The sequence below is a fragment of the Acidobacteriota bacterium genome, from assembly GCA_040752675.1.
Lineage (GTDB): Bacteria > Acidobacteriota > Polarisedimenticolia > JBFMGF01 > JBFMGF01 > JBFMGF01.
This window is the reverse complement of record JBFMGF010000102.1, coordinates 34104-55255: the sequence shown is the minus strand read 5'-3', so window position 1 is coordinate 55255 and position 21152 is coordinate 34104. Positions and strand designations below refer to the sequence as shown.

Genomic DNA, 21152 nt, shown 5'->3' with positions numbered 1-21152 from the left:
ATGGGAAGAAAAATCATCCTCCATTGACTTATCAAAATGGGCTTCCCAAGCCGCGGGGTCCTTGAATCCATGTATGGAGGTGGGTAAACTACCATTCATAACAAGAATCGCTCAATTTAGGTATACATTAAATCGGTCCAGAAACAAGAAAGATTTTTCGAAATTTGAAGATTTTTTCTTTCAATGGATATTTTGGTATGCTATTTTACGAAATGAAATGTATTTTCAAAGAACGATCCGCAAGAAAGTGGAGTGTCGGGGAGTCGGTCTCCATACAGGCAAGACGGTGTACCTCTCGCTGAGCCCCGCCTTGGAGAATACCGGTGTCGTATTTGTCCGAAAGGACATGGATGGTTTTGAAGTGAAAGCCCTTCTCGCGAATTATGGGAAGGCGAACTATGCAACATGCCTGGAAAAAGATGGAGTCCGCATCAATACGGCAGAGCATCTCCTTGCTGCGCTATACGCTCTAGGCGTCGATAACATTAGAGTTGAGATGGATGGAGATGAAATCCCCATAATGGATGGAAGTTCCATCCCATTTGTGCACCTCATTCACGAGGCGGGGCTTCAGGAGCAGAATGAGCCGAGACTTTATCTGGTGATAAGCCGCCCCATTTCGGTGGAAGAAGAGGAGGATAAGAGAGTTTCAATCTATCCATGCGGCGAATACAGGGTCACCTATGCCATCGATTTCGAGCATCCGATACTTGGCTATCAGGAGCTCACGGCCAGTCTTTGGGGAGTCCAGGCTTTTACCGAGAAGATCGCACCGGCAAGAACGTTCACTCTCGAACGGGACATCGCCTCTCTGAGGAAGGCAGGACTCGTAAAAGGGGGGTCCCTCGATAATGCGGTCGTGATTAGCAAGAATGGAATTCTAAACGAATCGCTCAGATTTCAAGACGAGTTCGTCAGACATAAAATACTGGACCTAACGGGTGACCTTTCTCTCATCGGCAGGCCGATCAAGGGCCACGTCATCGCCTACAGGGCTGGACATGACCTCCATGCCAGGCTGGCCATGAAGATCATGGATGAGAAGAAGTCCTGGTACTTCTCCCGATGGATCCCCAACTGATTTACAAAATAATCTCTGTTTAATTCTCCCGGCGATCTGCTTTCTCTACGTTGCTTGTTTTTTGAAAAGAAATAAGTTAGCATTTAAAATTGTAACTCAAAGTAGATGTGGAAGTTATGCGGAACTTCTTCTTTTTTATGATGGTGTTGCTGCTTGCCGCAGGACCACTTTTCAGTCAGGCTGATCTGCTGAACGCCAGAGTGGAAAGACTCGAGATAAAGAATTCTAATCAATTCCTGACTGTTTCCTTCAAAGTAAGCGGAACTTTTACCAGAGAAATCAAGGAGAAGATCCATAGCGGCATTGAGACCGCTTTCGAGCACGTCATAAAGATCTACAAGAAGAATCCGATTCTGCCGATGGGCAGGGTGCTCCTGGAGCATGCCATCGTCACGACCGTTAAGTACGACACCCTGACCAAGCTGTACACATTGCAGAAGAAAGTGAACGGTCAGTCCTTTGACACGGCCACGACCGATCGACTGGAAGAGGTGGAAGAATGGATGACGGAGATTAGCGACTTCAAAGTTGGATCCATCGATCCAATCAAAGGAAAGAAGAACTATTTCCTGAAAGTGAGGACATCCATTGCGCCTAATTTTCTCCTCTTCTTCATCCCTTACGATTATTCGGCTAGCAAGGAAAAGGAGTTGAGATTCTAAGGCAGAGGTGGGGAAGATGAAGCCCAAAAAATTGATCTACATTGGCTTGGTCGTGCTTCTTAGCCTGCTTATATTTCTCTATTATGTAATCGAAAGATCCGAATATTTCGACCCGAGAGATTACATCATCCCAATGTTCCTCTATCTCCTCTCGGTGACAATCATCATCCTCATACTTGGTGTTCTCTTCATCCTTATCAGGAATTTCGTGAAACTGATCGTAGAGAGAAAGAGAGGGATCCTCGGTTCAAAATTCAGGACTAAACTGATCTTCATCTTCTTCATTCCTCTTCTTGTCCCTTCCATCACTCTCTTCTACGCGGCCATTACCATCATCCAGAAGAGCGTTGATAACCTCCTGACTCCGCCGGTGGACGATATCACGAAGCACTCTTCGGAGATCGTGGACTACTTCAATGAAGATATGAAAAAAAGGGCTCTCAGTCTGGCTCGGGAGATCGGGGACAGGATCACGCAGGAGCAATTGCTGGACATGGATAAAAGAGAGTCTCTTGCTAGATTACTAGATGAGAAATTGGAGGAGCATAATTTTGACGTCATCGTCGTTCATCTCGGCGATACGGAAAGTATCTATTCGTGTGCGACAACCGCTCCTGATAAGGCTGGAGTGAGCCGCGAAGAAATGTCCGCCTTCCCTGAAGATTTCTTGGAAAGTACCATGAAAGGCCAGGCGCTGGGACGGATAGATTATCTTCCCAGAGGATATCTCGTGAGGAGCGCGGTTCCCATCCTCTCCTCGTTCAACAGGATCGATGTCGTCGGATCCCTGCTCACCGGAATCTATGTCCACGAAAATCTTGCCGAGAAGGTTCAGAAGATCGATGAGAGCCGGAGGGATTATCTTCAGATGAAGGTTCAGAAGAGAGAGATAAAGAGGATCTACATCTACATCATCGCTTTGATCGCGCTTTTGATCCTCTTCTCCGCGACATGGGTTGGCATGTATCTCACAAGGCAGATCACAGTCCCCGTTCAGAAGATGGCTGAAGGGACAAGAGAGATATCTGCCGGGAATCTGGACTATCGCGTGGATGTCGATGCCGGCGATGAACTCGGGATGCTCGTTGATTCTTTCAACAGGATGACAGGCGAGTTGAAGATCCATAAGCTGACTCTGGAAGAACGACGTAATTACATCGAGACCCTTCTTGACAATATCACGACCGGTGTTATCTCCCTGAACAGCAGGGGAGAGATCACGACTATCAACAGGACCGCCATTAGGATCCTCGACATGGAACCTGGTCCATGGGGCGGGGTTCTTTTCAGCGACGCGATTAAGGCAGAGGAGCTCAGGGAATTCATCTGGAACATCCTGGGGACCGAAAACCTGGTTGTTGCACGTGAGTTTCATCTGCATATCAGGGGAGGAGTGCTGCATCTCGCTGCCAATTTCATCTCTCTAAAGGATGTGCAGGGTAACTATCTTGGCGTCCTGATCGTGCTGGAAGATGTCACACAGCTCATCCGGGCTCAGAAGATGGAGGCATGGAGGGAAGTTGCTAAGAGGATTGCCCATGAGATAAAGAACCCTCTCACACCCATTCAACTTTCTGCCCAGAGGATCATGAAGAAATCCAGCGAAGATACCGATGACTTCAAGAGCATCGTCAGGGAAGGAGCATCCACAATTATAACCCAGGTTCATGCTCTGAAGGGTATGGTCGATGAGTTCTCCAGATTCGCGCGGATGCCAGCCATCCGGATCACCCCATCGGACCCGCATGCTGTCTTAGAAGCAGCCATAATACTCTACGAGTCGGTTCATGCCGGTGTCCGGTTCATTAGAGAGTATGATACTCGACCGACCACCGTGAGCATGGATCCGGATCAGATGAAGAGAGTCATGATCAATCTCATCGACAACTCCATTGAGGCGATGAACAGACATGGAACCATCAGGATCGCGACAAAGGCCCTTCAAGAGACCAGGAGGTTCCGGGTCGAGTTCTCCGACGATGGTCCTGGAATCGCTCCGGAGGACAAGGGAAAGCTCTTCATTCCCTACTTCTCCACCAAGAAAGTCGGAACAGGATTGGGACTTGCCATCGTTCAGAGGATCATCTCAGATCACAACGGTTACATAACCGTGGAAGACAATCTACCTCATGGAGCTAAATTTATCATCGAACTTCCACTCTGAGGGTGTGAGTCATGTTAGAGGAAAAAATACTTATCGTGGATGACGAGCTTGCCGTCCGGAACACGCTGACCAGCATCCTTGAAGATGAGGGATATTCCGTCGATTCAGTGGAATCCGGAGAGGAATGCCTAAAGGCCATCAGGAGTGAAAATTATCAGGCGGTAATGCTCGATGTTTGGCTCCCCGGGATCGATGGGGTGGAGACATTGAAGAAAATGAGAAGCATTGGGGCCGAGCCTGCCGTCGTCATGATCTCCGGACATGGGACGGTGGAGACGGCCGTGAGAGCCACAAAGCTCGGAGCATTCGATTTCATCGAAAAACCTCTCTCTCTCGAGAAGATCATTCTGGTATTGAGGAATGCAATCCGGCACAAGAAACTCATCGAGAAGCATAAAGTCCTCAAGGAACAGCTCCAGAAGGATGTTACGCTTATTGGCAACAGCATGGCTGTCTCCTCTCTTAGGAGAGACATAGAGATAACCGCTCCCACGGACAGCCCTATCCTCCTCTTGGGAGAAAACGGGTCCGGAAAGGAACTGGCGGCGAGGATGATTCATTTTCAAAGCAAGCGCTCTGAGGAAGCTTTCATCAGCGTCAATTGTGCCGCCTTTGAAGGGGATCAGCTCGAATACGAGCTCTTTGGTTGCGAGCCTGGAGCCCTCTCATTTACGCCGCAAGGCAGGAAGGGGAAGTTAGAGCTCGCCAATGAGGGAACAATCTTCTTGGACGAGATCTCCGAGACAAATGCGAGAGTTCAGAGGAAGATAGCAAAATTCCTGGAGGATAAGGAATACGAGCGCTTCGGCGGAGAGACGATGGTGAGGGTTGATGTGCGGATCATCGCAGCCTGCCACCGGGAGCTCGATCAAATGGTCCGAAGCGGAAAGTTTCATGAGGATCTATTATCGAGGCTGAGCATCGTTTCGCTGAGGATCCCTCCGCTCCGTGAGAGAAAAGAGGATGTCGAGCCTCTGGTCGAACATTTTCTGCGAGAGTTTTCTTATGAATATGGAAGGAGCCTGAAACGGATCAGCCGGGAAGCCATGCATCTCCTGATGAGTTACCAATGGCCTGGGAATGTCCGCGAGCTGAAGAATATGATAGAAAGACTGGTCATCATGCAGAAGAAAGATCTCATAGAGATTTTTGATCTGCCGGACAGTTTCCGCCAGATAGAGAGTGGCGATAAGAGGAAAGAGTTTCTGCCCCTTCAGGTAGCCCTCTCAAACTTCGAGAAGGATTACTTGAAACAAGTCCTTGAGGCGACCAACCATGATTGGAAGAAAGCCTCAGAGATTCTGAAGATCGACCTCCCGGCTCTCGAAAGAAAAGTGAAGATAGGAGGCTAGGATTAATCGTCTTGACAGAGAAAATCCCTTTCCATTAAACTTAAATAAAATCGCTTATGCGTAGCGCAGATGCTAGAACGAAAATTTTCTAAGGAGGGAACCATGAGTTATAGATTTTCATCTGTCACGCCTCAAGAGGCGATTTTTGAACGGGCCATGCAGGGACTTCCGAGAAAAACCGATTCTCTGTGTCCCGAATGCCTGGAGGTCATCGAGGCTTGCATCTTTGAAGAAGATGGCAAGGTGATCATGGAGAAGCGATGTGGAAAGCACGGTTCCTGCAGGGACATCGTCTATTCTGATGCTCAGCTTTACAGAAAGATTGAAAAGTGGTCCTTCTTCGAGGGAGAGGGTATCGCCAATCCGAAAGTCCAGGATGCAACCCTCTGTCCATGGAGCTGCGGTCTTTGCCAGATGCACTACAGCACTCCCGCACTCACGAACATCGATCTGACAAATCGATGCAATCTGAGATGCCGCTTTTGTTTTGCCAACGCCAACGCGACTGACTATGTCTATGAGCCAGGTCTCGATCAGATCAAGAGGATGCTCGAACAGGCGATCTCCGTCAGGCCGAGGAGGGAACAGGCAGTACAGTTTTCCGGTGGTGAGCCATCCCTCTCTCCACACTTTATAGAAGCCTGCCGGTATGCCAGGACACTCGGCTACGCCAGGATCCAGGCGGCGACCAACGGGATAATCTTCGCTCAAAATTTTGAGTTTGTGGAAAAGGCGCGGGAGGCAGGATTGGACACTCTTTATCTGCAGTTCGATGGGACAGATGAGAAGATCTACAGGGAAACGAGAGGAGTAAATCTTTGGGAGATCAAACAGAAGTGCATTGAGACATCCAGGAAGCTGAACATCGCCGTCGTTCTCGTTCCGACCATCGTCAAGACGATCAACGACGATCAAATTGGAAAGATCCTCCAGTTTGGCATCAATAATGTGGATGTCATACCTGGAATCAGCTACCAGCCGGTGTGTTTCACCGGGAGGATCGACCAGCATCTTAGGATGCAACAACGCTTCACTCTGTCCGACCTTGCCTGGGCTGTCGAGAAGCAGACCGGCTATGCCAGCGCGATGAGAGACTGGTATCCAATCGCGATGATAAATCCTCTGACGCGTGTCATGGATTCATTCAAGAAGGGAGATGTCAAAAATATGTTTTGCTCCTGCCACACGAATTGTGGCATCGGAACATTCCTGTTCGTGAACAGAGCCACGAAAGAAGTCATACCCTTCCCCAAGATCTTTGATATTGAAAAAGCTGCGCTTGATATGGTCCGACTCGCGGAAAAAATGGAGAGAAAACCCTCAAAGCTCTACGCCACACTTTGCATCATCAACCTCTTCAGAAAGCATTTCCTCTCCCAGAAAGACACGGACTTCAATCTATTCACCTTTCTCAAGATCATGGACCATTACGCGGGTGGCCAGCTTGGTATTGCCAAGAGGGATAAGTATCAATGGAGGATGATCTACTGTGCGGGGATGCACTTCCAGGATGCCTTCAACTACAATGTGGAGAGGGTGAAGAGATGTGTCATTCATTATTCCTCACCCGATGGGAAGATGTACCCATTCTGCACCTATAACTCTGGTCCATACTTCAGGGAAAAGATAGAGCGGCAGTTCTCCATTCCGAAAGAAGACTGGATCAGGATGAAGGGCTCGAGCTTTGTGAGCGAAGGCTTCTTCGGAGAGGCCCCTTAGTAGAGATTTTCCCTGGATCCTTTGCCTGAAGCTCATCATGGAAGGGATCCATTATAGATAAATTGCATTTCGCCGTTGAAGTATACGTCAGAATTTCATCAGCAGAGGAAAACGAATGAGAAAAAATTGGATCATCAACTTCACCATTATCATAGCCCTGCTGAGCGCTCCGAACCTTCTGGCAGGACAGGGCAAGAAGGCGCAGACGTTGGGACCTTTACTCTTCTATCAAATGCCTGCAGAAACCTCTCTGAATGGATCCTTGGGTCTCGGGGTCATTTACGACTTTTTCCTGAAACCGGCTTTCTCTATCTCTGGAGTCCTGGGAAGGACCTCCATCGACAAGGATGAAGAAAAGAGCAGTGGGGGCGACATCGGCATGACCTCGGTTGAGATCTCGGCCCTGTACCACTGGAAAGGCAAAGGGAAATTGGTCCCCTATGCCGGAGGAGGAATCGGTTATTACAAAACGGATTTTGATTCCGACAGCCCCCTCAAAGATCTGGGGTTTCAGGTCGAGCGATCTTTCGATAATTTTGGATTCAACGCGAGAGGGGGTCTAGATTTTCATATCAAAAATAAGGTATGGCTCAGTGCTGAATTGAAGTATCTCGTTCTGGATGGAAGTGAAGAGGAAATAGCTGATGCGTATAGCGGGGAATCGATCGAAGCAGGAGATGCTATCGATCTGAATTCACTCTACCTTAATTTTGGGGTTAAATTTCTCTTTTGAAAATGATTCTTCGAATGATAGGGGGAGTTATGAAACTGCACGAACATGAAATGCGGAAAAGATGGAATACTTTTTTCCTGTTTGCTCTCGTCATCGTTTTATCTGGCACTCTCTTCCTTTTATCGACCTATAGCAAACCTGCCAAAAGAGAATCGAGGGATGGAAACGCGACAGGAAGCATCATAGGGGACAGCCCCGGGGAACGGAAGCGGGACTGGCGGGAAAGACGAGGATCCAATGTAAAAGAACCCGATGGATCGCTTCCTGATATCTCCTTCCTGGCGAAAGAATCAAGGCTGGACTCCCATGTTAGTTCGATCATGGATAGATTCATGAAAGCAGGTAAAGAAGAGGCTTTGAAGGAAGCATCCTCGCGCGGCTTCAAGGAGGAGGAAGGATTGATAAAAATGGTCATCGAGGTTGAAAGCGGGCAGGAATCTGAGATCATGGAAAAAGTGAAGGAGCTGGGAGGGAGAGTTCCTAAATTTCATGGGAACAAACTGCAAGCCTATATCCCGCCGGAAGCCCTTGAAGAGCTCTCAAATGCCGTCGGAGTGAAGCGAATCAGAAGACCTATGACACCGGTACCGCTTTCTATCAGGAGCCAGGGAGTCTCCAGGAGTGGCGCTGACCAGTGGCAGAACCTTAATATCAACTACTTGAAATTGAACAGACCAGTGAAAGTGGGTATTCTGGACATCGGCTTTTATGGCTATGATTACCTTCTTGGATCGGAACTCCCGTCGACTGTCACGACCTACAGCACATCGGGTGATATAACGGGCGGCGGTGAATACCATGGAACGGCCTGCGCCGAGATCGTCCATGACATGGCGCCGGAAGCCAGCCTGTATCTCGTCAATTTTGCCGATGACGTCGAATTCCCGGAGGCCGTCGATTATCTGATATCGCAAAAGGTTGACGTCATCTCTCATTCCATAGGCTGGTTCAACGCAGGTCCGGGAGATGGTACCGGTCCCATCTGTCAGGAGGTTGATCGCGCTGCCAGTGCTGGGATTGTATGGGTCACCGCAGCGGGAAATCAGGCAGACAGCCACTGGGAAGGGAACTTTGCCGATCAGAACTCCAACGACTGGAATGAATTTTACGGTACGGATGAGTTGTATCGGATCTATCTCTATTCTGGATATCCCTTCGGGATCGGGATTCTCCTCAACTGGGACGACTGGGCCGTATCTGGCTCCCATTATGTATCCAGCCAGGACTACGATCTCTATCTTTATAATAGAAACGGTGTTCGCGTGGCTTATTCGGTTGATGAGCAGAGTGGACTCCAGGATCAGACTCCCACAGAGGCTATCTATTACATTCCCCCGACCTCGGATTACTACTATCTGGCAATCAACAGATATAGCGCCACGAGGAGCGTAAAACTGGAGCTTTTCTTCATCGGCTATTTCAGCGATACGGAGTACGTCGTGCCACAGGGGAGCCTGGTAATACCGGCCGATTCCAGGAATGCTCTGGCGGTCGGCGCAGCCTACTGGTGGGGCAACATGCCTCTCGAGCCCTTTAGTTCATGGGGACCGACCCACGATGGGCGAACGAAACCGGATCTCTGCGGTTACGATGGTGTGGATACATGGGCCTATGGCTTATGGGATGATGGATATGGATTCTACGGAACGTCTGCGGCGGCCCCTCACGTTGCAGGTGCCGTAGCGCTTCTTAAATCAAAATTAGGTTCCTACAGCCTTTCCCAGATCGTGAATATCATTAAGTCACGAGCCAAGGACATGGAAGATGTCGGACTGGATAACAAATCGGGCAATGGAAGGTTGAATCTTCTTAAGAAATAGAAAGAGGCTACTCTACTTCAGCCAGACGGTTTTCCAGAACGGTCGAGTAACTGAAGTTCTCAATCCTCAGGTAGTACTCGGCTACGTCGAGAAGGGCATCGTTGGGGATGAGTCCAACGATCTCGCTTCCGATGACATTGACACCGTACCGCGATGCCTCCTGCCTGACCATTTCAAAGACCCGGAAGATGGAAGTCTTCCTGAAATCGGTCAGGTTAATGGAGACCTGGGCCACTTTCCTCTCTTCAAGCATCACTCCCATTGCCTTGACGAATCTCAGTCCTCCGCTGGAATGCCTTATGGCTTTTGATATCTTCGAAGCAGTCTCGATATTATCCGTTCCCAGGTTGATGTTGAAAGCGATTAGGAACTCCCTTGCCCCCACCGCAACCACTCCTGCCGTTGGATGTACCTCAGCGAATCCGAAATCCGGTTTCCATTCAGGTAGTCTAATCTTCTCAAAGAAACCTTCGAATTGACCCTTCCTGATGTTAGCGAGATTCTCCCTTTCCGGTAAGGTGGCGGATTTTTCGTAGAGATAAACGGGAATACCGAATTTGGAAGCGATCTGCTGGCCGATCTTTTTGGAGAATTCCACACATTCCTCCATGGTCACGTTCCTAATGGGGATGAAGGGAAGTACATCTATGGCCCCCATCCGTGGATGCTCTCCCTTATGCTTAGTCAGATCGATATGTTTGATAGCCTGAGAGAAGAGGAGATCTACCGCCTTGCTCAATCCTCCCTCGTTCCCGGCCATCGTGAGGACGGAGCGGTTATGGTCCTTATCGGAGGAGAGATCAAGGATCCTGACATCAGGGATATCTTTTATTGGGTCCACGATGTCTCGGATGACATCCTCTCTTATCCCCTCGCTGAAATTTGGAACAGATTCAATGATCCTTTTCAAAGCAGCCTCCTCGCATCAAGTTTATCTCGGTTGAACCAGAATCAAAATAATTCTAAAAAATTATCTTTACAAATGCCATCATTGTCAAATGTTTTCCCTGCAGCGGAGAGATGGCTACTGTGCAATCCCGGAAGAGATCTTCACCTGGTACTTCTCGGAATCACTTTCACTCTTGCTGTGGCAAAGAGAATTATGGATGAGAAGAAAAGAGAGGAGGTCAGGGCGATCCAGAAGACGATGATCAGAAGGGTGAACAGGTGGGGGAGCCGCTCTGAGACCATGAAGGACGATGCAAGGAGGGAATCGTTGAAAATAGAGGCCAAGGACTTCGCAAAAGTAATGAAGATCTGCGCGATGAAACTCTCCCGTCCCGATAACGGAAGCCGGAAGTCATAGGACAGAAAAGCAATGATAGATTTGAGGAACCATGAGATGATGGGGAAAGAGATGAGGCCGGAGATGATAGCCATGATTTTGAAGAGAGATCTGGCAGGGTTCTTTTCAGGAGTGAGATCCTCTCTTTCTATGGAGGCCATAATCCGAGAGACGAGGAAGTCTGGAGGGTCCACTTCATCCATGAAATCGAGTTGGTTGAACAACCATCTGGAGACCTCAAGGTCAACCATGCAGGAGGAGCATTCAAGTATGTGCTTTCTGATTTCATTGGATTCGAAAGCCGGGAGCTCTCCTGCTGCGTAAAGAGAACTCTTGAATTTATAATCCTCACAGGCGAACATCAGCCACCCTCCGGCATGAGATAGGAGTTCAGATCTTCCTTCAGCATCTGCCTTGCCCGGAAGATCCTGTTTTTGACCGTTCCCAGAGGCAGCCCCGTGACCATGCAGATCTCCTCGTAAGACAATCCCCTGAGATGTCTCAGAACAATGACCTCACGATACTCGGGCTCCAGGTGGATTATTGATTCTTGGATCTTCTCCTTGAGTTCGCTCTTCTTCATTTCGTCGAGAGGCGAGGAGAAGCCGCTCTTCAATCTATTTTTAAGACAGTCCCGGTCGCCGCTCGGCGTTGATTCATAAGAGATAGGCGGGGCCTTCTTTTTCCTCAGGTAATCGATTGTGAGATTGGATGCGATGCTGAACATCCAGGTGCTGAACTTATGATTGTGGTTGAATTTATCCAGGGCAAGATAGATCTTCATGAAGACGTCCTGCGTCAGATCGACTGCGATGTCGTAATGGCCGGCCATCCTCAGGATGTAGTTGAAAATTCCCTTTTTATGTCGGCTAAGGAGTTCAGCAAAAAGCTCTTTTTCCCCCCTGAGGACTCTTTTTACTATCTCCTCATCAGACAATGATAATGAGGGAGCCAGGACTGTTTCTGATTCTTTTTTCTCTAAATGAGTCATTCTCATTTTACAGGTTTGACGAAATATTCTATACTCCCTTTTCAAAATCTGCACATCATTATACGAAGATTTGCATGGAAAGTTTCATCGGGCAGGGAAATTGACAGTCCCTCCTTTTTCAGATAATATCTGAAAACCGAGGATCGGATGAACGCAGGTGAGCCACTTCCGAAATTGAGGAGTAATATAATCGAGCTACTGGACAGGACTGAGCTTGATTCTGCGACTATGCTGAAAAAGCTCAGGGAGCTCAAAGAGAAGCACAAAGTTCAGATCTTCTCAAATGTCCTCTTGATCCTCACGCACCTTAACTTCAATGAATCCAATGCGGAGATCCATTTCTCCAGGATCCTGGAACATCGCAACGAGATGCAGAAAAAACTGGAGAGGGACATTGGATTGAGAGTGGCGGCCCTCGACTACTTTCTCAATATCGAAAAGAAACTCGACAATCCCAAGGTCGTTGAACTCTCCGTCTTCGAGGAGACGGAGAAATCCGCCCTGACGGACTGGCTAACCGGCCTTCACAATCAGAGATTCTTCAGGATATGCCTTCAAAAGGAGTTTCACCGGGCGAGAAGATACAAGTTTCCCCTTAGCCTCCTCTTTCTAGACATCGATAACTTTAAGGATCTGAACGACACGTACGGGCACCTTTTTGGAGACATGATCCTTAAAGAGGTCTCCAAGATACTGAGGCGAGTAATCAGGGATTCCGATTTCCTCTTCAGGTGCGGCGGCGAGGAGTTCGCTGTCATTCTGCCCGAGACGGCGAGAATGGGTGCCTACATCGTCTCGGAAAGGGTCAGAAAAGGGATTGAAGAGTATTTCAAGAAGAAGGAAGTGGGAAAGAAGAGAGTAGGTGTGACGGTGAGCGGTGGGATCTCCGTGTTTCCAGACGATGCGCTTGCCGACATCGAGATCATCAAGAAGGCGGATCAGGCGCTGTACAATGCTAAGGCCACGGGAAAGAACAGGATCTCCGTTTTCTACATGGAGAGGAGGAGTTTTATCCGGTTCGATATTTCCGGTGGTGATCTTCAAGTCAAGATTGTCAGTGCCGATGGCAGGATGGGAAGAGAGGTACTCTGCGCGAAGAATCTAAGCAAGAGCGGGATCCTCTTTGAAGCCTCCGAACCATACAGAGTTGGGGAGGAGGTACGGATTGTCATCAAGGTAATCAAGAGCAAGAAAAGGGTAGAGATCATCGGAAGAGTGATACGGCTGGAAGAGATCAGCTATTCCGATGGAAGCAAGGGATACGACGTAGGAGTCGCCTTCCTATCCGGATCGGAAGCAGAGCAGGAAGATCTCATTGCCATCTTTACCCGCTCTAAGTTCGGACTAAGCCTGCCCTCGGAAAAGAATGGAGAGAAAAAGAGATAGAACATGATAACGATGGAGCAAGCGCTGAAGATCAAAGATGAACTTCTTCTCATTCTTGATGAAGATGCTTCCAACAGGGAGAAGATCCTGGAGAGATTCGAAACGATAAAAAAGGAGAAAGGAACCTCTCCCTATTCGGCTCTCCTCCTGATCCTGACGCACCTTCCATTCGAGGAGAACGAGGCCAAGAATCACTGGGAGTCCATTCTGAAGCACAGAGAGATGATGTCAGAGGCGGCTAACCGGGATATTGGGCTTAGAGTCGCCCTCTTCGATTACTTCATCAACCTGAACAAGAAGATAGAGAATCCCAGAATAATCGAACTCTCCATGTTCGAAAGGATGGACCGGTCCTCGATTACGGATTCCTTAACAGGACTTCCCAACCTGCGATTCTTCATGAATTCCGTTTCCTCCGAGATAAGGCGCAGCAAGAGATACAACTTGAAATGCTCCATTCTGCTGCTGGACCTGGACGACTTCAAACGGATCAATGATGAGCATGGCGACCTCGTGGCAGACATCATTTTAAAAGAAGCATCCATCATCATCCGGAATAACGTCAGGGATATTGATCTTGTATGCCGGTATGGTGGCGAGGAGTTTGCCGTTATCCTTCCCGAGACGCTTAGAGTGGGAGCATACATCGTGGCAGAGAGAATAAGACATTCCATTGAGAAGCATTTTCAGGCAAGAGATGTCTGCGGCACTCTCTTGAATCTGACCATCAGCGGTGGCATTTCGCTCTTCCCGGAAGATGGTTTGAACACCGATGAAGTAATCCGGAGAGGCTTGGAGGCGCTTTACCAGGCTAAGGCTTCCGGGAAGAACAAGGTGAACGCCTATTTTCAAGAGAAGAGGAATTTCATAAGATTCGACATCATAGGGGACTACTTCAGGCTCGATATCATGAACGAGGCGGAAGATAAGGAAAAGGCCTGGGAATCGAGGTGGGTTCCGGAGACGAGGAATATAAGCAGAAGCGGCATCCTCTTCAAGTCCGACAGGTTGTTCCAGATCGGAGAGATGATCGAGGTCAGTCTCTTGGAGAACGATGGGGAGGAACTTATCTCCCTTCATGGTAGGGTCGTACGGGTGGAAGAGCTCGGCTACGAGGAAAAGGGGAAATTCGAGATTGGCGTCGCCTTTATAATGGAGTGGGAAGATCAGGAGCAGAAGCTCCTTACGATCATCGAAAGATTCCGGAAGTTTCCCGGACAGCAGGGATGAAAGTACTTGGAATTGATACGGCAACCTGGGCCGGAAGCATCGCAGTTGCAGATGACATATTGCTGCTGGGAGAGATCGGGATACAGGCGACGGTGACCCATGCGGACCGTCTGATGAGCTGCATCGATTTTCTGCTGAAGAACCTTCGAATCGCTCCTGAAGAACTAGATGGTATAGCCGTTTCTGCAGGCCCGGGTTCGTTCACAGGTCTCAGGATCGGGATGGGCACAGCCAAGGGACTATCCCTCGCCACGAAAAAACCTGTGGTGGGAGTTTCCACGCTCCATGCTATGGCAAGATCGATCCATTGTAACGGATTTCTATCTCCGCTCCTTGATGCTGGCAGGGGGGAAATCTATGGATGTTGTTATCGCCGGGAGGGTAACCGTTTGGTGGAGGTCTGTCCGGAGATGGTAGATGACCCGGTACGCTTTCTGAAAAAGATTTCCGTACCGGAGCTATTCCTGTTTGGTACAGGAGCCGATAAATTCAGAAAAGAGATCGAAGAGATCGGTCTCAGTCGCTTCAGGTTCTTGCCGTTTCACCATTTCATCGCCTCTTCTGTTGCAATAATGGGCTTGGAGATCTTGAAGGAAGGAAGGACAGTGAAGTTAACACCTAACTACATTAGAAGATCCAATGCAGAACTCCAGAGAGAAAACAGAATCAAAGATCGCTAGAGATTTTTATATCGATGTCATGAAAGTTTCAGACGTGGATGAGGTCCTTGAGATTGAGAGGGCAACTTTCCCCACGCCATGGTCGAAGGCGAATTTTCTCTTTGAATTGAAACAGAATAAGTGTGCCCACAACTTTGTCATCAGGAGGATCGGAGAAGAAAGAATCATTGGCTTTTCCTGCACATGGATTCTCTTCGGGGAGCTGAAGATCAACAACATTGCCGTCAGGAGGGAGCATCGAGGAATGGGCCTCGGAAGATTAATGATGGATTACATCCTCAACTTCGGGTTCAACAGGGGATGCGATATGGTGACTCTGGAAGTAAGACCTTCGAATGCAATTGCCATCGAAATGTATCAAAAGTTTGGCTTCAGAGTAACTGGCAGAAGGAAGGGTTACTATACAGATAGCGGGGAGGACGCCCTGCTGATGACGCTTGATCTCTCCGGATGGGCCGGAAATGTTCAATCTGTTTAAACAGATAAGGAGCTTTGCGATAGTCTGGAAGAACAGGAGGTGACCATGAGTGAAAGAGATGAAAAACTTCATCTCCGGCTGATGCATGAAGATGCAGAATACAAAAGGTTATGCGAGAAACACCGATCCTTCGAAGAGAGGCTCAAGGAGCTTCAGGAGAAATGCTTCCTGAACGAGGACGAGAAGATCGAGGAGAAGAACATAAAAAAGCAGAAACTGATGCTTAAAGATAAGATGGAAAGCATCAGGGATAGATACAGAAAGGAACCGGCATAGACGACCGATAAGACAAGCACGGATGGCATTATAGAGATGGCTTTCTCGGTAGCAAAAGAAGGGTTCTGGGTCTCTGCGGGAACAGTGACTCTGTCCTCTCTATTACTGGCGACATGGTTCAACTGGCTCGGTATTGTGATCTTCTTCTTCTTTCTCTTTGAGCTTTTCTTTTTCAGGGATCCTGATCGGGAATCGAAGAAGATGGAAGAAGGGAACATCCTCTCGCCCGCAGATGGGACCATCATAAGCATAGAAGACGGCAAAATCTCAATCTTTATGTCTCTCTTCGACGTCCATATCAACCGCGCTCCTGCTGCCGGAGAAGTCGAAGACGTCATCTACCAGCGTGGAGGGTTCAAAGTCGCTTTTCATGAAAAAGCTCCACTTGAGAACGAGCGGAACACGGTCATTCTGAAAAGCCGGGCAGGAACTCTCTCGCTCACGCAGGTCGCGGGAGTCGTGGCGAGGAGAATCGTATGCAATGTCCGAAAGGGAGATAGGCTTAGAGCAGGGGATAGGATCGGCATGATCAAGTTCGGTTCGAGGGTCGACCTGCAATTGCCAATCGATGCTAAAATGAATGTAAGCAGAGGCGACAGAGTGAAGGCGGGTCTTTGCAGCATTGCGACGGTGGAAAGAAAGGAGAGATCGTAGCGGATGCAGGAACGGTTGTTCCAGGAAGGCAAGACTCCAAGATCCAAAAGGAGGGAAAAGCTTAGAAGAGGCATCTATCTCTTGCCGAGCCTGTTCACAATCACAAACCTCTTCCTCGGGTTCTATTCCATCATCCTCTCCATGAATGGGGAATTTGAAATTTCAGCCATCATGGTCTTCCTGGCAGGTGTCCTCGATTTCCTTGACGGGCGTGTGGCCCGGATGATGCGGAGCACCAGTGAGTTCGGAGTGGAGTTTGATTCCCTGGCAGATCTCGTATCATGTGGCCTGGCGCCTGCCTTTCTCATCTACCTATGGGGATTAGCTCCTCTAGGAAGGATCGGATGGTTGGTAGCTTTCCTCTACGTTATCGGCTCCGCCATGAGACTCGCCAGGTTCAACATTCAGAGATTTGCCGAGCACAGGAGATATTTCATCGGGATACCGGTTCCAGCAGCTGCCTACCTCACGGCTTCCTGTGTTTACCTCTTCGCGGATCCGGTAAAGAGCAGGACGCCGGCCCTCTTTCTGAGCGCATATATCATGCTTATCACCGTCCTCATGATAAGCCGGATCAAATATCGCAGCTTCAAGGACATCGATCTTAGAAGCAGGAAATCTTACATCTATATCTTTTTCATCGCTTTCATATTTGTGGCCATTGCCGTGGAACCGAAGTATGCAATCTTCGCCTTCTCTGTGGCATATCTCGCCTCAGGAGTCATACCCGTAGCCTTCGCCTATCTGAGGAAGGCATGCTCCGTTCTGATAGAAAGGAATATAGCCAGCTCGGCTCGTGAGAAAAATGGAGACTACGCAGAAAAAGAAGTTTAATGTTTCCCTTGTGGGAGCCGGAAGACTTCTTGGAAAGGATGTCAAGCTCTTCCTTGAAGAAAGGGAGTTTCCCATCGCCAGATTGAAGCTCCTCGATTCTGAGACATATGAGGGAGCCATCACGGAATACAACGGGGAGGCGAGCTTGATTACAAAAATCGAGGAAGACTCATTCCTATATTCGGATATCATCTTCCTGTGCTGCGGTGGACAGGAAGGAAAACAGTATGCTTCCTTCCCGAGGAAGGAGGGATCCCTCCTCATCGATTTCTCTCTGACACACGCCGGAAGGGAACAGGCACCAGTCATAAACTGTGATATCAATCTTGAGAGCATGAGGAAAGGTAAGGGGATCGTTTCTTCTCCTCAGCCGATCAGCATCATCCTGAGTAATCTCCTCCATCCTCTCGATCTCGCCTTTGGCATGGAAAGGATCTCCGTAAATGTATTCCAGCCTGTTTCCGATTTCGGTGAAGAGGGGATTGAGGAGCTTCACCAGCAAACGATAAAGATCCTGAGTTTCAGCAAAATCCCGAAGAATGTTTTTGGGAGGCAGCTTGCCTTCAATCTAATCCCGGGCAGCATGCTTTCGACCAGGCAAAGGGAAGCAGCGATTGATACCGCTATTTCCCAGGAGGTTTCCGAGATCCTGGGCTGGCGTGACAGGAGACTGGCGACGAGGATCATCGTCGCCCCGGTCTTCTTCAGCCACTCCTTCTCCATTCATCTCATGCTGAAGAGCAGGCCTCAATCCTCTCAGGTAAACGATGTCCTGAATAAGATAAAATGTATGAAAATCTCTACAAAAGGGCGAGGCGTAACTCCGGTGGAAGCGACGGGAGAGAGGCAAATGTACGTCTCCGAATCCTGTGAGGACGGCCTCTCCTCGGGAGGCTTCTGGCTATGGATCGTATCCGACCATCTGCGGTCGGACGCCGCGCTTAATGCAGTCAGGATAGCAGAGGCTTTCATATCCGCCTCCAGCGTTAACTGAAGCACGGTGAGACCGATTTCTTATTAGAATCTTCGGATCATGCCACGGCCATGAAGATACGAGGAAAATGATATCGATTAAGCGAGGTCATATTATGCAAAGATACTTTTTGGGATCATGTTTCTTAAACATCACGCTGTTGATCTTGAGCACGCCGGCATTCTCCCAGCAAGCTAATTTTGCGGAGAAGGCTGAGGGTGCCATCTATGCCCTCCAGGCCAGCTATGATGTGGAGACGAACCTCCTCAAGAAGGACCTGAGCGACTATCATAGGATATCCGTGGAACTGGGCGTCATCTTGGAGAAGCTCAGGGATCTTTACAACGAGATGGACGCTCTCCTCAAGAAAGAGAGCGCCACGGCGCTCACGCCTATCGAGATGAAGGAGATGGAGATAGATGACGCGGAGAAGCAGAGGGCTTACCTGATTGAGGAAGGGGAACGATCCAGAGAGAAGATCCGGGAACGGCTCGCCCGCTTAGCCCTCCTCAATCAGAAAATAGCCGAACTCAAAGAAATGCTTCCACGGGAAGAAGAATCTCTTACGGGGAAATGGGACATCAGCTTGCTTCCGGGTGGCGATAAGGGAATCTTCTGGCTGAAGCAATCCGGGACCATTGTCACCGGGCAGTATCAGCTCGAGGGAGGGTGGAAGGGAAGCCTTCAGGGGACCTTTGTTGATCGTAAGATCTTTCTGCAGAAGATAGATTCCAAGCTTGGCCGCTCCGGTGAATACGAGGGTTTCCTCTCCCAAGATGGGAAGAGCGTCCGCGGGACATGGATGGATTACGATGTCTCAGGGGGGAAAGCTTCGTCAGGGTCATGGGTGGCAACTCGACGGGAGGGATGATTTGACATCTCTAAAATATGAACTCTTCATTGCCTTGAGATACCTCAAGGCAAAGAGAAAGCAGACTTTCATCTCCGTCATTACCTTCATCTCCATTATTGGTGTTGCCGTCGGTGTAATGGCGCTCATCATCGCTCTGGCCTTGATGACCGGTTTCCACGAAGACATTCAAAAGAGGATCCTGGGGGCCAATTCCCACATTACAATCTTCAAGAATTCTGGAAAAAGCGAGATGGAAGATTATGGGAAACTCATCGGGTCCATCAAAGAGATCCCCGGCGTGGTGGCGGCATCGCCGGTGGTCTATTCTCCGGGAATGATCACAAGCGCCATTGCCATCACGCCATCCTATACGTTGATAAACGGCATCGATCCTTCCCTTGAAAAGGATGTCACAGACATCGAGAAGAACATGATTGCTGGCTCTCTGAGCCATCTTGGTAAGGAAAGGGAGAAAAGGAAGGAAGGGATCGTCCTGGGCGCTGACCTTGCCGCTTCCATTGGGGTTGTTTGCGGGGATATAGTCGAGGTGTCCATCCTGAGACCTAGACTGTCCCCCTGGGGTATTGCACCAAGAACCAAACCCTTCAAGGTGGTTGGGATCTTCGACGCTGGCTTCTTTGAATACAACAGCGCTCGTTCTTACATAAACATCAATGAGGCGAAACGCTTCTTCGCCCTGAACGGAGCGAGCTGGATCGAAGTGAGAGTGGAAAGTCTCGACATTCTCGATGATGTCAAGGGGAAGATCTCGGAGCGGATCGGAAGCGGCTATCTGGTCGATGACCTCATCAACCAGAACAGAAATTTCTTTTCAGCGCTGAGGCTCGAGAAACTCTACATGTTCATTTCTCTTGGCCTCATCGTCCTCGTGGCCGCCCTTAACATCATCTCAACGTTGATCCTCATGGTCATGGAGAAGGTCAAGGATATCGGGACACTCGTTTCGATGGGAGCCACATCCCGGAGCATCATGGTAATATTCATGCTTCAGGGCCTCATCATCGGTATCATCGGGACGGTGACGGGATGCATCTCCGGATTCATCCTCTCATGGATTTTCGATAAATACCGGCTCTTCAAACTGAACCCTGAGATCTACTTCATCCCGTACGTACCCTTCGAAGTGAGAATCCTCGACTTCACGGCTGTGGCTTTCCTTGCGGTCGTTGTTTCCTTCCTGGCGACGCTCTACCCTTCGTGGAAGGCATCCCGTCTGGATCCGGTGGAGGCGATCAGATATGAATGAGGTTCTGAGATGCGAGGCTCTGGTCAAGTCATATCTCACTGGCGAGAGGACGATCGAAGTGCTAAAAGGGGTCGACCTTCAACTGGAGGAAGGGAAGATGGTCGCCGTCGTGGGTGAGTCAGGGGTGGGAAAGAGCACACTCCTGCATATGCTCGGTGCTATCGATCGGCCAGATTCCGGGAAGGTCTATCTGAGGGGGATCGATCTCTTCGCCAGAAATGGAAATGAGCTGGCGCAGATCCGGAACCGGGAAGTCGGCTTCGTCTTTCAATTCCACCACCTCCTGCCGGAATTCACAGCCCTGGAGAACGTAATGATGCCTTTTCTGATCGGTGGCACTCCAAGGGGAAAGGCTGAGGAACCAGCCGCTGAGGTTCTCTCGGAACTCGGCATGGGGGACCGCCTCGACCATAGGCCGCATCAGCTCTCCGGAGGAGAGCAACAGAGGGTGGCGATCGCAAGAGCCATCGCCATGAGACCCTCTCTGATCCTCGCGGACGAGCCGACAGGCAATCTGGATCCGAGAACGGGACAGCTCGTATTCGAACAGATCCAGAAAGTGCAGAAGAGCCATAGTTTCACCGTCGTAGTGGCAACGCACAACGAGAACCTTGCAAGGAGGTGTGATAGAATATTTCGCATTGTCGATGGAACCTTGAAAGAATTAAGCGACGCGGAAATAAAAAAATACTTTGAAATTTAGCCGCCTTAGGC

General features: G+C 49.2%; 21 protein-coding genes. 18 read left to right on the top strand and 3 right to left on the bottom strand.

Going from position 1 to position 21152, the window contains the following annotated elements; genetic code table 11:
• Positions 1–217 precede the first annotated feature (217 nt).
• From lpxC to AB1756_09475, 7 genes are all read left to right on the top strand, one after another.
• Positions 218–1081: a UDP-3-O-acyl-N-acetylglucosamine deacetylase gene (gene lpxC / locus AB1756_09505; protein MEW5807565.1), complete on the top strand. Its 864-nt coding sequence runs from the start codon at positions 218–220 to the stop codon at positions 1079–1081.
• A 137-nt stretch (positions 1082–1218) separates the two neighbouring features.
• Positions 1219–1743 carry a DUF4390 domain-containing protein gene (locus AB1756_09500; protein ID MEW5807564.1) on the top strand — a complete coding sequence of 175 codons (525 nt, stop codon included), beginning with the start codon at positions 1219–1221 and terminating at the stop codon, positions 1741–1743.
• A 16-nt stretch (positions 1744–1759) separates the two neighbouring features.
• Positions 1760–3907, top strand: coding sequence for an ATP-binding protein (locus tag AB1756_09495; GenBank protein MEW5807563.1), 2148 nt, complete (start codon positions 1760–1762; stop codon positions 3905–3907).
• A gap of 11 nt (positions 3908–3918) precedes the next feature.
• Positions 3919–5259 (top strand): sigma-54 dependent transcriptional regulator, encoded by a 1341-nt coding sequence (locus tag AB1756_09490; protein ID MEW5807562.1) that lies wholly within the window; start codon positions 3919–3921, stop codon positions 5257–5259.
• 102 nt (positions 5260–5361) lie between these two features.
• Positions 5362–6978, top strand: coding sequence for a tetraether lipid synthase Tes (tes, locus tag AB1756_09485; protein ID MEW5807561.1), 1617 nt, complete (start codon positions 5362–5364; stop codon positions 6976–6978).
• A gap of 115 nt (positions 6979–7093) precedes the next feature.
• Positions 7094–7711: an OmpW family outer membrane protein gene (locus AB1756_09480; protein ID MEW5807560.1), complete on the top strand. Its 618-nt coding sequence runs from the start codon at positions 7094–7096 to the stop codon at positions 7709–7711.
• A gap of 29 nt (positions 7712–7740) precedes the next feature.
• Positions 7741–9531, top strand: a complete 1791-nt coding sequence (locus AB1756_09475; protein MEW5807559.1) for a S8 family serine peptidase — start codon at positions 7741–7743, stop codon at positions 9529–9531.
• A 7-nt stretch (positions 9532–9538) separates the two neighbouring features.
• On the opposite strand, the gene ftcD is transcribed toward AB1756_09475, so the two are convergent.
• The 3 genes from ftcD to AB1756_09460 all read right to left on the bottom strand — a co-directional run bounded on the left by ftcD (position 9539) and on the right by AB1756_09460 (position 11807).
• Positions 9539–10441, bottom strand: coding sequence for a glutamate formimidoyltransferase (ftcD, locus tag AB1756_09470; GenBank protein ID MEW5807558.1), 903 nt, complete (start codon positions 10439–10441; stop codon positions 9539–9541).
• A gap of 140 nt (positions 10442–10581) precedes the next feature.
• Entirely contained in the window at positions 10582–11178 is a 597-nt protein-coding gene (locus tag AB1756_09465; GenBank protein ID MEW5807557.1) for a zf-HC2 domain-containing protein, read from the bottom strand.
• Positions 11178–11807, bottom strand: coding sequence for a sigma-70 family RNA polymerase sigma factor (locus AB1756_09460; GenBank protein ID MEW5807556.1), 630 nt, complete (start codon positions 11805–11807; stop codon positions 11178–11180). Before AB1756_09460 ends, AB1756_09465 begins: the two co-directional genes overlap by 1 nt.
• A gap of 147 nt (positions 11808–11954) precedes the next feature.
• On the opposite strand from AB1756_09460, the gene AB1756_09455 reads away from it, so the two are divergent.
• The 11 genes from AB1756_09455 (at position 11955) to AB1756_09405 (ending at position 21141) form a co-directional block, all read left to right on the top strand.
• Positions 11955–13193, top strand: a complete 1239-nt coding sequence (locus AB1756_09455) for a diguanylate cyclase (protein ID MEW5807555.1) — start codon at positions 11955–11957, stop codon at positions 13191–13193.
• A gap of 3 nt (positions 13194–13196) precedes the next feature.
• Positions 13197–14423: a diguanylate cyclase gene (locus AB1756_09450; protein ID MEW5807554.1), complete on the top strand. Its 1227-nt coding sequence runs from the start codon at positions 13197–13199 to the stop codon at positions 14421–14423.
• Positions 14420–15103: a tRNA (adenosine(37)-N6)-threonylcarbamoyltransferase complex dimerization subunit type 1 TsaB gene (gene tsaB / locus AB1756_09445; protein ID MEW5807553.1), complete on the top strand. Its 684-nt coding sequence runs from the start codon at positions 14420–14422 to the stop codon at positions 15101–15103. Before AB1756_09450 ends, tsaB begins: the two co-directional genes overlap by 4 nt.
• Positions 15063–15581: a ribosomal protein S18-alanine N-acetyltransferase gene (gene rimI / locus AB1756_09440; GenBank protein MEW5807552.1), complete on the top strand. Its 519-nt coding sequence runs from the start codon at positions 15063–15065 to the stop codon at positions 15579–15581. The genes tsaB and rimI overlap by 41 nt, the downstream gene beginning before the upstream one ends.
• Before the next feature lie 45 nt (positions 15582–15626).
• Complete coding sequence (locus AB1756_09435) at positions 15627–15857, top strand: hypothetical protein (protein ID MEW5807551.1); 231 nt, start codon at positions 15627–15629, stop codon at positions 15855–15857.
• Positions 15858–15893: 36 nt separating this feature from the next.
• A complete protein-coding gene (locus AB1756_09430) occupies positions 15894–16511 on the top strand; it encodes a phosphatidylserine decarboxylase (protein MEW5807550.1) in 618 nt (205 codons plus the stop codon).
• A 3-nt stretch (positions 16512–16514) separates the two neighbouring features.
• Entirely contained in the window at positions 16515–17345 is an 831-nt protein-coding gene (gene pssA / locus AB1756_09425) for a CDP-diacylglycerol--serine O-phosphatidyltransferase (GenBank protein ID MEW5807549.1), read from the top strand.
• Positions 17317–18339, top strand: a complete 1023-nt coding sequence (locus AB1756_09420) for an Asd/ArgC dimerization domain-containing protein (GenBank protein MEW5807548.1) — start codon at positions 17317–17319, stop codon at positions 18337–18339. The genes pssA and AB1756_09420 overlap by 29 nt, the downstream gene beginning before the upstream one ends.
• 94 nt (positions 18340–18433) lie before the next feature.
• Positions 18434–19189 (top strand): hypothetical protein, encoded by a 756-nt coding sequence (locus AB1756_09415; protein MEW5807547.1) that lies wholly within the window; start codon positions 18434–18436, stop codon positions 19187–19189.
• Positions 19131–20438 (top strand): FtsX-like permease family protein, encoded by a 1308-nt coding sequence (locus AB1756_09410; GenBank protein MEW5807546.1) that lies wholly within the window; start codon positions 19131–19133, stop codon positions 20436–20438. Before AB1756_09415 ends, AB1756_09410 begins: the two co-directional genes overlap by 59 nt.
• Entirely contained in the window at positions 20431–21141 is a 711-nt protein-coding gene (locus AB1756_09405) for an ABC transporter ATP-binding protein (GenBank protein MEW5807545.1), read from the top strand. The genes AB1756_09410 and AB1756_09405 overlap by 8 nt, the downstream gene beginning before the upstream one ends.
• Positions 21142–21152 lie beyond the last annotated feature (11 nt).

Coding starts and splice junctions, on each gene's coding strand:
- AB1756_09490 (MEW5807562.1), top strand. CDS start 3,919: ATGTTAGAGGAAAAAATACTTATCGTGGATGACGAGCTTGCCGTCCGG.
- pssA (MEW5807549.1), top strand. CDS start 16,515: ATGCAGGAACGGTTGTTCCAGGAAGGCAAGACTCCAAGATCCAAAAGG.
- tsaB (MEW5807553.1), top strand. CDS start 14,420: ATGAAAGTACTTGGAATTGATACGGCAACCTGGGCCGGAAGCATCGCA.
- rimI (MEW5807552.1), top strand. CDS start 15,063: ATGCAGAACTCCAGAGAGAAAACAGAATCAAAGATCGCTAGAGATTTT.
- AB1756_09410 (MEW5807546.1), top strand. CDS start 19,131: ATGTCTCAGGGGGGAAAGCTTCGTCAGGGTCATGGGTGGCAACTCGAC.
- AB1756_09465 (MEW5807557.1), bottom strand. CDS start 11,178: ATGTTCGCCTGTGAGGATTATAAATTCAAGAGTTCTCTTTACGCAGCA.
- lpxC (MEW5807565.1), top strand. CDS start 218: ATGTATTTTCAAAGAACGATCCGCAAGAAAGTGGAGTGTCGGGGAGTC.
- AB1756_09460 (MEW5807556.1), bottom strand. CDS start 11,807: ATGACTCATTTAGAGAAAAAAGAATCAGAAACAGTCCTGGCTCCCTCA.
- AB1756_09435 (MEW5807551.1), top strand. CDS start 15,627: ATGAGTGAAAGAGATGAAAAACTTCATCTCCGGCTGATGCATGAAGAT.
- AB1756_09450 (MEW5807554.1), top strand. CDS start 13,197: ATGATAACGATGGAGCAAGCGCTGAAGATCAAAGATGAACTTCTTCTC.
- AB1756_09475 (MEW5807559.1), top strand. CDS start 7,741: ATGAAACTGCACGAACATGAAATGCGGAAAAGATGGAATACTTTTTTC.
- tes (MEW5807561.1), top strand. CDS start 5,362: ATGAGTTATAGATTTTCATCTGTCACGCCTCAAGAGGCGATTTTTGAA.
- AB1756_09420 (MEW5807548.1), top strand. CDS start 17,317: ATGGAGACTACGCAGAAAAAGAAGTTTAATGTTTCCCTTGTGGGAGCC.
- AB1756_09405 (MEW5807545.1), top strand. CDS start 20,431: ATGAATGAGGTTCTGAGATGCGAGGCTCTGGTCAAGTCATATCTCACT.
- AB1756_09415 (MEW5807547.1), top strand. CDS start 18,434: ATGCAAAGATACTTTTTGGGATCATGTTTCTTAAACATCACGCTGTTG.
- AB1756_09480 (MEW5807560.1), top strand. CDS start 7,094: ATGAGAAAAAATTGGATCATCAACTTCACCATTATCATAGCCCTGCTG.
- AB1756_09455 (MEW5807555.1), top strand. CDS start 11,955: ATGAACGCAGGTGAGCCACTTCCGAAATTGAGGAGTAATATAATCGAG.
- AB1756_09495 (MEW5807563.1), top strand. CDS start 1,760: ATGAAGCCCAAAAAATTGATCTACATTGGCTTGGTCGTGCTTCTTAGC.
- AB1756_09500 (MEW5807564.1), top strand. CDS start 1,219: ATGATGGTGTTGCTGCTTGCCGCAGGACCACTTTTCAGTCAGGCTGAT.
- AB1756_09430 (MEW5807550.1), top strand. CDS start 15,894: ATGGCTTTCTCGGTAGCAAAAGAAGGGTTCTGGGTCTCTGCGGGAACA.